Consider the following 12,309-nt stretch of genomic DNA (forward strand, 5'->3'; position numbering starts at 1 on the left):
TTTGAAATGATAATTATTAACGATTTATAAGTTTTTTCCCTAATGTTATTAGGCTGTTTTTTTCCGTTTTTGTAAACCCAAAAAACCAGATAGCTGTACTTAATACCAATACACTGGCTGCACTAGAAAATACAAGTACTGCATAATCACTATCCTGAGTAAAATATTGATTCTTTAAAATGTATAGCAAACATGCTATTATCGAGATAATCAATATGGTCCCGTAATAAAGATTGTGCTTTTGGGGTAAAACACCCGTTTTGTTCAGAACATATTTAATTCGATAAATATATCCCAAAAAATTCAAAACCACCTTGACTAGCATAACATATACAGGACTATAATCTAAATACAATATTAAATAGGCAAAAGGTAAATTTAATAAAAGAATAACCCCTATTACAATTTGATAATTTTTAATATTTCCGATAGCATTTGCAGACATCCAAAAAGGTCCAGCCAAGGCATCAATCAAAGCAAAAACTAAAATCAATTTACTAAATTCAATCGCATATTCAGGCACTACTCCTAGCCAAATATTGAGCACTTGTTCCATATTCATCAATAATGGTAACACCAGAACTAAAAGTAGAAAGTAAGAAACTTTAGAGGTTTGAAAAAGAAAATTAATATGAGCTTGAATATTTCCGCTTGCATAGGACTGGATAGCCTGAGGTTTAAATGCAATTTGAAGGTTAGATATAAAAGTAAACAGGGCAGCATTAATTTGATTAGCGATACCCATCGTGGCGTTTATAAAAACACCCAAAAACAAATTCAAAACTATAGCAACTCCCTGATTAGATGACAATAAAGCTACATTACCAAACAAACTCCAACCCGAAAATGATGCCATTTCCCTCCATAAATTTTTATCTTTTTGAAAGTAAAAAAGAACATCTTCGTTAAAGTTTCGCTTGGCATATTTATAATTAAATAAAAGTATTAATCCTGCTAAAAAACAGAGTAAAACGGCATACATTATAAGCTTGTCTGCACCAAAATAAGAGAGAGAAAACACCAAGGCTAGTTTTAAAACAACCTCGATTACACTTAAAATGGCGAAAAACCTCATCCGTTCATAAGCAATTATCATTGCGTTAAACGGTATTTTTAAAAAATTTAAAACTGTTATAAGTAGGGTAAATTGATAAACATAGTTTGCGGCTTTAATTCTAGAAGCTGGTATATTTAATTTATAGTTTAAAAACCAAAGTCCTATACTCTCGGCTAAAACCAGAAATAATATAATTAATAGAAATTGGATTTGTAAACTTGCACTAAACAACTTACTAAGAGTTCCATTTTTATTCTTAGCTAATTCAACATTAAAAAATCGTTGAATAGTGCTATTCATAGCGTTGTTTAGGAAAGTAAACATAATTACCACCCCTGCAATGAGATTAAAAATACCAAAGTCTTCTATCCCTAATTGTTGCAGAATAATTCTCGAAGTATAAAGTGATACCCCCAATACCAGAATCATTCTTACATACAAGAAGAAAGTATTATGTGCGATGGTTCTAGTATTTATCAAATCTATAAAACTCCTTACTCCCTCACCCCACAAAAATCCAATACCACTTGTTGGGGGTTAAGGTTTAGGTTTTTAAATTCTTGATGTGCCACCAGTAGGGCGACGATATCGGCTTGTTGGGCAGCCGTTTGGTAGTCGGTTATTTTAAATACCTGGTGGTCTTTTATATTGGGTTCTACAATAAAGTAGGTTTCGTCTTGGGCTTCTTGCAATACCTTTTGTACAATGTACTTGGCCGGTGACTCCCGCAGGTCGTCTATATTAGGTTTAAACGCCAGTCCCATTAAAGCGATGGCCGGTTGACGCCCGTGCTTTAGCTGAAAGTCGTGCTTGGCTTGTTTGATTTGCTGGGCACACCAGAAGCTTTTATAATTGTTGATCTCCCGGGCTTTGCCTATGATTTGCGATTCCATAGGAAACTCGGAGGTAATAAAATACGGGTCTACGGCAATACAGTGTCCGCCTACCCCACAGCCGGGTTGCAAAATATTCACCCTAGGGTGTTTATTGGCCAGTTGTATGAGTTCCCACACGTTGATATCGGCTTTATCACAAATCAGCGAAAGCTCATTAGCAAAAGCGATTTGCACATCGCGGCTAGCATTTTCGGTGAGTTTACACATTTCGGCCGTACGTGCGTTGGTCGCATGCAAGTCTCCTTTCACAAACTGCCGATAAAAAGCCATGGCTTTTTGGGTACTCGCCTCATCTACCCCACCAATCACGCGGTCGTTGTGTACCAACTCGTGCATCACATTGCCCGGCAGTACGCGTTCGGGACAGTAAGCGATATGTAGGCTCTGCGCCAGTTCGGGACGCTCGGCGATGATGAGCTGCTGCATTTTTTCGGTTGTTCCCACCGGTGAAGTGGACTCGATGATATACAAGTCGCCCGGTTTAAGCAGCGGAATAATACTACGGGTAGCTGCTTCTACATATGAGATATCGGGTTCGTGATTCCCTTTAAAAGGCGTAGGCACCACAACGAGGTAGGTATCGGCTGCTTGAGCTTGGGTACCGGCTTTAAAATAGCCGCTGTGCACTGCCTGTTCTAGCACCTCTTGCAAGCTAGGTTCTACAATATGTATTTTCCCTTGGTTGAGGGTTTCTACCACCTTGGGATTGATATCCACGCCCCATACGGGGATTTGATTTTGAGCGATCAAAGCCGAGGTAGGCAGGCCGATATAGCCCAAACCGATTGTGGTTACAGCAGGTTTCACAAATAGGGTGTTTTTGGTTTATTTTCAGGCTGCTAAGATAGTAGGTTTAAAGGAAATCGAAAGTGTTTTTTCGGCTTTTCTGTTTAACGGTAGTGATTAGGTTTTTAATTGAAAATAAATCCCTAACTTTTCGACTGCACCTCGATACTTCGCATTTTTGTTCTATCGCCCAAAAATCCGAAACTCGGTGTGACAAGGCGTGGCTATTTTATAAAAGAATAAATAGGCATACCATTTTAAATCGGCCTATCGAAAATAGCGCGTAAAATTGGCAGTGCAGTTCCATTAGTTTACATTGCAACAGATAAGAAGAGTAATATCCAGCAGCCCACGTAAAAAAGCGATTCAAAGCAGGGCTTTGTAATCTTTTTCTTCAGTATAACTTGTGTTTTGCGTAGACATTAGGCAGGACAATAGAATTAAAGATAAATTATATACTGCTATCTACTTAGCGCGACCCTTAGGGAGTCCCGAGTATTCGGGAAAGCCTTGGAGCCAATTTAGCAAAATACAAGTGGTTTTCAGCAAAGCTGAAAAATACCTCAGAAAAAGTGTACTTTCTTTTGTTTCGTTTTCTCCTGTATCCGACGAGCGCAGCGAGAGGAATACACCGTAAAGAAAATGAAAATTAGGACATAGTAAGATTGATGAATTGTTAGGATGTAGGTTTTGAAAAAGAAAATAAACTCACTACTTTTCGACTTTACCTCGATACAAGAGTTTTTGCCTATCGTCAAAAACTCCCACTCGGTATGACAAGGCTTGGTTTTATACTACTACGTACTTAGTGTGACCTTTTGGGAGTCCCGAGTATTCGGGGCTTCGATACACGGGTGTTTGCCTATCGCCAAAACCCGCACTCAGCGTGACAAGGCAGGTTTTTTCACCAAAAGAATAAATAGAAATACAATCCAAACTCGGCCTTATTCTTTAGCCTAATTCTAAGTAAGAACAGTTTCTTCAAGCCTATATAAAACATTTTTACTTGTTCTTGATTGATTTATAGCGCTATTTCACTCCTTTGGTCCATTCAGACATTGCTTTATAATCACCTGAATACCAGTCAGTAGGGAATCTTGCGAGTAAACTCGGAAGATTTTCGGGTAGACGCATAAAATTCTGTTTAAAACTCAATGAATTCTGCTTTAAACTCGTAAAATTTAAACCGGTATTCTTTGCTTAAGTCTCTAGTTTAGCGCTAAGTAAATAAAAAAGAAATAGGATGACTTAGCTTTAGAACAACCACCGAGAGACCGAGTAAGAAGCAGTTTCGACCTTTGCTGCCACCACAGCTTACCAACGGTAAGCGCTCTCCCGACCGCAAAAGGTGTATTTTAATTAAAACACATTTTATTATGAGTAAAAATATACTCGCAAAATTAAAAATTAGAACACGTAAGAACCCTCAAGATCCAACGGCTGCGCCGCTGTATTATCTACAGGCCGTAAGCACTGGTACCTGTGATCTTGACCGACTTGCGTATCTAATTTCCAATCAGTCAACCGTGCGTGAACCCGATTGCTTAGCCGTTTTACACGCTTTTGTACATAATATGCTCGATGAGTTAGAGCAAGGGCGTATTGTAGAATTAGGACGCTTGGGCAATTTTCAAATTGGCGTAGGCTCAACCGGTAGTGTTTTAGCCGAAGACGTAAGTTTAAGCAATATCAAGCGTATAGCTTTAAACTACCGTCCCAGCAAACATGTGAAAAAGCGCATTAACAGTATGGACTTCAGTCTAACCGAATAAAGCGCTCACCGCAGCAAGCGGAAGTTGAATAAACCGCTTGGTCCAGCTTGGATCAAGCGGTTTATTTGGTCAAAAAAGCCAAATTTCATCAGCATGATTCATGCAAATCATGCGCATGATTCATGAAAAACATGCTGAAGAATTAAAAAATCATGCTGATGATTTGCATGAACCTTCAGCATGATTTTTAAAAACCACTTCTTTCAATTTTTTTTACATTTTCACCCTCCAAAACAAGCTTTTTCAAGCCCAAAACGGCCTCAAAACCCTAAAAAACCGACTGTTTTTGCTCAAAAAAGCACTAAAACGCTAGCAAACACCCCAAAAAAGCAGGATAAAAAACAAATTCAACCGATGAAATACAGTTGCTCTTCTCTCGAAATGTCGGTTTTTACCTCCAAAAATCAACAAAACCGTAGGTGAAACGGCAGGTTTTAAACCGAATTAGTGCGACCTTTTGGGAGTCCCGAGTATTCGGGATTACTTCGAGTGGGCCAGCCTAGCCAACAGGCATTTTTAATGCCGTAGTTGGACTTGCTGGGTTGTATCGAGAAGTGAATGAAACTACACCCCTCACTCCCAATCAAAATCCAACTTCAAACCAAATGCTACAAATTCTTTCTGTTCATTTTTGCTTGATCAAAAACGAACCAAAAAATCAAGAATAGTTGAGGAAATTGCTTAAAGCTGAATCCTTCAGCTTTAAGCATCTCTCGTTCCTTATCGCTGCATGCTCTTTTTCGCTATCGCGAAACGCACTTCCGCTTGTCACTCGCTATTTCTGAAACTATTCGGGTTTTTATTTAAAAAATAATAAGTAGAGTTACTAATATCCAGCAGCCCACATCAAAAAGCGTTTCAAAGCAGAGCTTTGCAATCTTTTTCTTCAGTATAACTTGTGTTTTGCGTGAAGAATTGGCGAAGCCTTGGAGCCAATTTAGCAAAATACAAGTGGTTTTCAGCTTGCCTGAAAAATACCTCAGAAAAAGTGTACTTTCTTTTGTTTCGTTTTCTTTATACAAGTAAAGAAAATGAAAATTAGGACATAGAAATATCTATGTTTTGTAAAAAAGTAGGTTATGAAAAAGAAAATAAACTCGTTACTTTTCGACTGCACCTCGATACAAGGGTATTTGCCTATCGGCAAAAACTCCCACTCGGTGTGACAAGGCAGGTTTTAAACGCCCTGTCACTTCGAGTGGCGCTGCTTAGCCAACAGGCATTTTTAATGCCGTAGTTGGACTTGCTGCGTTGTATCGAGAAGTGAATGGATTGAAACTATAAAAGTACTCACTACTTTTCGACTCCACCTCGATACTTCGCATTTTTGTTCTATCGCCCAAAAATCCGAAACTCGACATGACAAGGTAGGTTATAAAAGCCTGATTACAAAGTCTTAACGACTTTTAACAAGTGTTAGCTTATTTTGTTAAAAGCAGCCCAAATAAGAATTTATTAAGAATAACGCAAGTATTGTATTTGTACTTTAGTCAAAGATTAAAGCAATGACGTCAATTTTTTTTAATCTGTAAATCAATTAACACAAACTAAAAACTGAATATTATGATACGTTGGATTGTTATTTTTTTAATTATCGCCTTAGTTGCGGCTGTTCTAGGTTTTGGAGGTATTGCCGAAGGAGCTGCTGATATTGCCCAAATCATCTTCTATATATTTATAGTACTGCTAGTAATTTCGCTGGTGATGCGCCTATTGCGTAAATAATAAATCATATCGGGTGCTAATAGTATTCTATTGGCATCCCTTTTATTGCTCGATACTACGGGCATTGAGTTGCACTACCTGCTGATTTTCACAGCTAACCGATAATTCTATAGGGTTGCAGCAGATCTCACAATCTTCAATATAAGTCTGACTCTGTGAAGGGTCTACCAACATACTGATTTCTTCCCAACAATACGGACATTGAAAAAAATGTTCTTCCATTACTTAGGTGTTAATCGCCTTGTTTTTCGTCTATTTCTAGTTGCACCGCTTCCCAATCGTTCATCAAAGCTTGCAAGCGTTTTTTCTTTTTTTCATACCGGTCAAAAAACTGCGTATCTGCCACGGTTTGGTCATAATCGGTTGCTAAAGCCACATCGTCTTCTTTGATCTCCCGCTCCAATTGGTTGATCTTAGATTCTATATTACTCAATTTATTTTGTAATGACTTTAATTGCTTTTGCTCAGCATAGCTTAATTTTTCTTTTGAGGCTACCGCTTGCGCGGATTTTTTCTCGGGCTGACTTTTCTTTTCTACTTCACGAAGGTTTTCTACCTTACGTTCAGCCAAATAATCGTCTATATCGCCCAAATATTCTTTGATCTGATGGTCTTTAAACTCCAATACTCGCTGGGTGAGTCCTTGCAAGAAATCTCTATCGTGCGAAATTACAATCAGCGTACCTTCAAATTGAATCAGCGCTTCTTTAAGCACCTGTTTCGATTGTATATCCAAGTGGTTGGTCGGCTCATCCATTACCAGCACATTGAGCGGTTGCAACAACATTTTGGCTAAAGCCAAACGGTTACGCTCTCCACCCGAAAGTACCTTTACCTTTTTTTCGATATCATCACCACGAAACAAAAAGGCTCCTAGAATATCGCGTACGCGGGTGCGGTTTTTCTCGTTGGCCGCATCGATCATAGTTTGGTGTACGCTAATATCACCATCTAGGTATTCGGCTTGGTTCTGGGCAAAGTAACCGATTTGCACATTGTGTCCCAGTTTGAGTTCGCCCTCATAATCGATTTCTCCCACAATGATTTTGGCTAAAGTGGATTTTCCCTGACCGTTTTGGCCTACAAAAGCCGTTTTACTATTGCGCTCTACAATCATTGAGAAGTCTTTAAAAACTTGATTATCGCCATAAGACTTGCCCAATTGCTTGGCTTCTAAAATGATTTTACCCGGATTTACCGATACCGGAAACTGCAGGTTCATCACACTATGGTCGTCTTGATCTACTTCAATCCGATCGATTTTGTCGAGTTTCTTGATAAGCGACTGCGCCATAGAAGCTTTGGAGGCTTTGGCTCTAAACTTTTCGATCAGTTTTTCGGTTTGCTCGATTTCCTTTTGCTGATTTTTTTGTGCTGCCAACTGCTGCTCTTTGCGTTCGGCGCGTAGTTTAAGGTATTGGGTGTAAGGCTTGTTATAATCGTAGATACTGCCTAAACTGATTTCGATGGTACGGTTGGTCACATTATCTAAGAACATCTTATCGTGCGAAACAATCACCACGCATCCGCTAGTGGTTTTTAAAAAGTCTTCTAACCACAAAATGCTTTCGATATCCAAGTGGTTGGTCGGCTCATCCAATAGCAACACATCGTTGTTCTGCAAAAGCAATTTAGCCAGTTCTATACGCATACGCCAACCTCCACTAAAGCTTTCGGTAGGTTTATCGAAATCGCTTCGGCTAAAGCCCAGCCCCTGCAACACTCTTTCGGTATCGCCTTGGTAATTGTAACCGCCTAGCATTTCGTATTGCTGCTGCACGTCGTTCACCGCCACCATCAGCTCGTGATATTCTTCGCTCTCATAATCGGTGCGTGTAGCCAATTGGTGGTTGATTTCTTCCTGTTGGCGCTCTAGGGCTTTGATTTTAGTAAACGCCTGGTAGGCCTCTTCAAGTACACTGCGTCCCGCCTCAAAATCTATATCCTGTCGCAAGAAACCGATTTGTAAATCTTTGGTTTTAGCCAGTTGGCCCTCACTGGGTTCTAAATCGCCAGCCAAAACTTTGAGCATAGTCGATTTCCCAGCTCCGTTTTTACCGACTAGACCCACGCGATCGCCGGCATTTAAACGATAGGAAATGGACTCAAATAGGTATTCCCCCTGAAAACTGACACTTAATTGATGGATATTTAGCATTTGTGTAACCTTTGTAACCTTAATTATGGCAAAGATGACTAATTTTGTAGTGCAAAAAAAGAAAGCTATGAAATTTCTAAAAGGATCGAAGCTGTACAGCATATTCACGGGTACCTGCCCGGTGTGCCAAGAAGAAAGTATGTATAAAGATAGTAACCCCTATCATTTAAACAAGGTTTTTGAAATGCAGGAGCATTGTGGGCACTGCGGAACTAAATACAAAATAGAGCCTTCGTTTTTTTATGGTGCCATGTATGTGAGTTATGCTTTGGGAGTAGCCTTTTCTGTAGCTGCTTTTATCATCAGCTATGTGTTTATCGGCAGCAGCCTGATGACCAGTTTTTACGTGATAATAGGTACGCTAATTGTCCTGATGCCGATTATTATGCGTTGGTCGCGCAATATTTGGATCAATTTCTTTTTAAGCTATGACCCTAAGGCTGTCGAGAAGCATAAAAACGCTCAATAGCCAATTCGCTAGGTAGGGGCTGTTGTTTTTCGCTATAGGCCACTAACATACGTCCCATTTCGGGTGCGTACAAAATTCCACGGCTGCCAAAACCATTGAGCACATACAATTGCTCGTGCTTTTGATGCCTACCCATAACGGGTTTTCGGTCGCCCAATGTAGGACGTACGCCTGCCAGCTGATCGACAACCTTAAAATCGCAGTTTATAATTTGCTTTAGCTTTTTTATGATTTCGCTTTTTGCGGATGCGCTGGGTTGCTCATCTTCAAATTTACGCGCATAAGTAGCCCCCACTTTATAGCGATTATCGCCTAAGGGAATGATAAAATACCCGGCCTTTACCACTTGCTCTAATTGCAATTGCGGAGAATGGATAATCAAATACTCGCCCTTATTGGGTACAATAGGTAAATCTTTGAAATAGGGATTGTTCTTGATTTGTGCCCCTTCACAAAACACCAGTTTATCGGCTTTTATATTAGCATATTGCACTCCGTCTTCGCGGATTGCTAACTGCTGGTAATCGAAGCTGGCAGCCGTATAAGCCTTTTGTTGCTGCAATTCATTTTTTTGATTTTGGAGTAACTGAGCGATATTCAATAAACCCGTGCCTTGGGTTTGGCCCGCTTGGTGTTCCGCTTGTAGACTGTTAGGCAAGATTTTGACCAACTCACTAGCCAGAAAAGCTTTGGCTTTTGGGCGTTCACAAGCCATAAACCAATCGTTTTGCTCTTGTTTATTTTTAAAAGGCCTCAAGAACGGCATAGGAGTAAACGGATTCGGTTCGAAAGACTGGTACACTTTAATTGCCTGCTCATACCAGTACTCCCCTTTCCAACTCATATTGAATTTCTTTAATACAATCGGATTTACGAGTCCGCCAGCCACCAAGGAAGCCGGATTTTTAGCTGCATCGATTACGTGAAACGACCGCTTTGCTTCTTTAAGCGCTTGATGTACGGCAAAACCTGCCAGGCCGTAGCCTACAATGAGGTAGTTTACTTTTTTCATAGGACAAAGGTAGGATTTTGTCTTGATTATTATGCGTTCTTATTAATCAGGGATTTTGTTAATAGTTTTTTGATTCAAAGAATATAAAAACAACAAGCAGGTTTATATTTATTAAACACGGCCTAACTAAAATAGCGCGTAAAATTGGCAGTGCTTTTTTTATTCACGTAGATTCAGAATTAACAATATCCAGCAGCCCACGTCAAAAAGCGTTTCAAAGCAGAGCTTTGCAATCTTTTTCTTCAGTATAACTTGTGTTTTGCGTGAAGAATTGGTGAAGCCTTGGAGCCAATTTAGCAAAATACAAGTGGTTTTCAGCTTGCCTGAAAAATACCTCAGAAAAAGTGTACTTTCTTTTGTTTCGTTTTCTCCTGTATCCGACGAGCGCAGCGAGAGGAATACACCGTAAAGAAAATGAAAATTAGGACATAGAAAGATTGATGAATTGTAAGAAAGTAGGTTATGAAACAATGAATAAATTCGCTACTTTTCGACTTGTTCTCGATACTTCGCATTTTTGGTTTACCACCAAAAATGCGAAACTCGAACTGACAAGGCAGGTTTTAGAATTATTTTACCCACCAGCAGCCTAATTCAAAAGCGTTTCAAAGCAGCGCTTTGCAATCTTTTTCTTCAGTATAACTTGTGTTTTGCGTGAAGAATTGGCGAAGCCTTGGAGCCAATTTAGCGAAATACAAGTGGTTTTCAGCTTGCCTGAAAAATACCTCAGAAAAAGTGTACTTTCTTTTGTTTCGTTTTCTTTATATAAGTAAAGAAAATGAAAATTAGAACATAGAAAGATTGATGAATTGTAAGAAAGTAGGTTATGAAACAATGAATAAATTCGCTACTTTTCGACTTGTTCTCGATACTTCGCATTTTTGGTTTACCACCAAAAATGCGAAACTCGAACTGACAAGGTGGGTTTTAGAGTTATTTTATACACCAGCAGCCCACGTAAAAAAGCGTTTCAAAGCAGAGCTTTGCAATCTTTTTCTTCAGTATAACTTGTGTTTTGCGTGAAGAATTGGTGAAGCCTTGGAACCAATTTAGCAAAATACAAGTGGTTTTCAGCTTGCCTGAAAAATACCTCAGAAAAAGTGTACTTTCTTTTGTTTCGTTTTCTTTATACAAGTAAAGAAAATGAAAATTAGGACATAGTATTTTCAATGAATTGTTAGGGTGTAACTATTGAAAACAAGTTAGATCAAGTAAATATCGGTTGTTTTAGTCCCTTGCTAGTGCGCAATTGCATCGCGTTTTCTTAACCACATTGCAATCAATGCCTAAATCTTCACTTCATCATTCAAGTATAAAACTAAAACTCACAAAATAAAGCCCTTCTGCATCTCGAACTTGTAATTACGGCTCCTATTTTAAAAATAGTATTTTTTTATCAACCTGCTAATAGGTAGAAGACCACAGGCGGCAATCGTGCGGGAACGTAGGGAAAGCATTGCAACAGTAAAAAATAATATAAAAATTAAAGAATAGGATTTAATTCGTAACTTTGATATTATGGATTTAAGTTTAGAAAATAAAAAAATTGAATTGATTCAATGGTTGTCCACATTAAACGACAAGTCTTTGATTGATCAACTAATGAAAATAAGGGATAAAGAAAAAACCGATTGGTGGAATGAAATTTCTGCTGCTGAAAAAAATTCTATTGAAAAAGGAATTCAAGATGCAGACAATGCAAAATTAACTTCTCACCATAAGGTGAAAGATATATATGAAAAGTGGTTATAAAATTCTATGGACCGATCACGCCATTTCTGAACTTAAAGCAACCATAGAATATCTTGAAGCGAATTGGACTGAGAGAGAACTAAGAAAATTTGCCGCAAAATTAGATCACACTATCCCCCTCGCTGGTGCGCGATTGCATCGCGTTCTCCTTACCCCATTTCAATCAATTGCTTACATTTTCAATTCCTAAATCAACAAAAAAATTAACACCTCGTTTCCAATCAAAATCCAACTTCAAACCAAAAGCTACAAATTCTTTCTGTTCATTTTTGCTTGATCAAAAACGAACCAAAAAATCAAGAATAGTTGAGGAAATTGCTTAAAGCTGAAGGTGTTCAACTTTAAGCATCTCTCGTTCCTTTTCGCTGCATGCTCTTTTTCGCTATCGCGAAAAGCACTTCCGCTTGTCACTCGCTATTTCTGAAACTATTCGGGTTTTTAATTAAAAATAAATTCGCTACTTTTCGACTTGTTCTCGATACTTCGCATTTTTGGTTTACCCCAAAAAAGCGAAACTCGAACTGACAGGGCGTGTTTTGGAATTATTTTACACACCAACAGCCCAATTCAAAAAGCGTTTCAAAGCAGCGCTTTGCAATCTTTTTCTTCAGTATAACTTGTGTTTTGCGTGAAGAATTGGTGAAGCCTTGGAGCCAATTTAGCGAAATACAAGTGGTTTTCA

The 12,309-nt window shown here is 38.8% G+C and carries 9 protein-coding genes; 4 read left to right on the forward strand and 5 right to left on the reverse strand.

The features are described 5' to 3' along the window. Positions 1-16 precede the first annotated feature (16 nt). On the reverse strand, positions 17-1,537 hold the full coding sequence (locus ACH2AZ_RS07200; protein WP_394907287.1) for a lipopolysaccharide biosynthesis protein: 1,521 nt from the start codon (positions 1,535-1,537) through the stop codon (positions 17-19). A 14-nt stretch (positions 1,538-1,551) separates the two neighbouring features. Further along, positions 1,552-2,760 carry a UDP-N-acetyl-D-mannosamine dehydrogenase gene (gene wecC, locus ACH2AZ_RS07205; RefSeq protein WP_394907288.1) on the reverse strand — a complete coding sequence of 403 codons (1,209 nt, stop codon included), beginning with the start codon at positions 2,758-2,760 and terminating at the stop codon, positions 1,552-1,554. Between the two features lie 1,355 nt (positions 2,761-4,115). Here wecC and ACH2AZ_RS07210 point away from each other — a divergent pair. Next, a complete protein-coding gene (locus ACH2AZ_RS07210; RefSeq protein WP_394907289.1) occupies positions 4,116-4,511 on the forward strand; it encodes an HU family DNA-binding protein in 396 nt (131 codons plus the stop codon). A 1,563-nt stretch (positions 4,512-6,074) separates the two neighbouring features. Beyond that, positions 6,075-6,236, forward strand: coding sequence for a DUF1328 domain-containing protein (locus ACH2AZ_RS07215; RefSeq protein WP_379048150.1), 162 nt, complete (start codon positions 6,075-6,077; stop codon positions 6,234-6,236). A 42-nt stretch (positions 6,237-6,278) separates the two neighbouring features. Here ACH2AZ_RS07215 and ACH2AZ_RS07220 read toward each other — a convergent pair whose 3' ends face one another. Both ACH2AZ_RS07220 and ACH2AZ_RS07225 read right to left on the reverse strand, forming a co-directional pair. Next, positions 6,279-6,458, reverse strand: coding sequence for a CPXCG motif-containing cysteine-rich protein (locus tag ACH2AZ_RS07220; protein WP_394907290.1), 180 nt, complete (start codon positions 6,456-6,458; stop codon positions 6,279-6,281). A gap of 10 nt (positions 6,459-6,468) precedes the next feature. Continuing rightward, entirely contained in the window at positions 6,469-8,394 is a 1,926-nt protein-coding gene (locus ACH2AZ_RS07225; RefSeq protein ID WP_394907291.1) for an ABC-F family ATP-binding cassette domain-containing protein, read from the reverse strand. Positions 8,395-8,461: 67 nt separating this feature from the next. Here ACH2AZ_RS07225 and ACH2AZ_RS07230 point away from each other — a divergent pair, with 67 nt between their 5' ends. Continuing rightward, the gene (locus tag ACH2AZ_RS07230; RefSeq protein ID WP_147861068.1) at positions 8,462-8,863 is read left to right on the forward strand and encodes a DUF983 domain-containing protein; all 402 of its coding nucleotides are present in this window, start codon (positions 8,462-8,464) and stop codon (positions 8,861-8,863) included. Here ACH2AZ_RS07230 and ACH2AZ_RS07235 read toward each other — a convergent pair. Continuing rightward, positions 8,829-9,875 (reverse strand): NAD(P)/FAD-dependent oxidoreductase, encoded by a 1,047-nt coding sequence (locus ACH2AZ_RS07235; RefSeq protein ID WP_394907292.1) that lies wholly within the window; start codon positions 9,873-9,875, stop codon positions 8,829-8,831. The two genes, ACH2AZ_RS07230 and ACH2AZ_RS07235, sit on opposite strands and share 35 nt — an antisense overlap. Before the next feature lie 1,518 nt (positions 9,876-11,393). Here ACH2AZ_RS07235 and ACH2AZ_RS07240 point away from each other — a divergent pair. Further along, positions 11,394-11,627, forward strand: coding sequence for a hypothetical protein (locus ACH2AZ_RS07240; RefSeq protein ID WP_394907293.1), 234 nt, complete (start codon positions 11,394-11,396; stop codon positions 11,625-11,627). Positions 11,628-12,309: the final 682 nt, after the last annotated feature.

The organism is uncultured Mesonia sp. (assembly GCA_947499595.1).
Classification (GTDB): domain Bacteria; phylum Bacteroidota; class Bacteroidia; order Flavobacteriales; family Flavobacteriaceae; genus Mesonia; species Mesonia sediminis.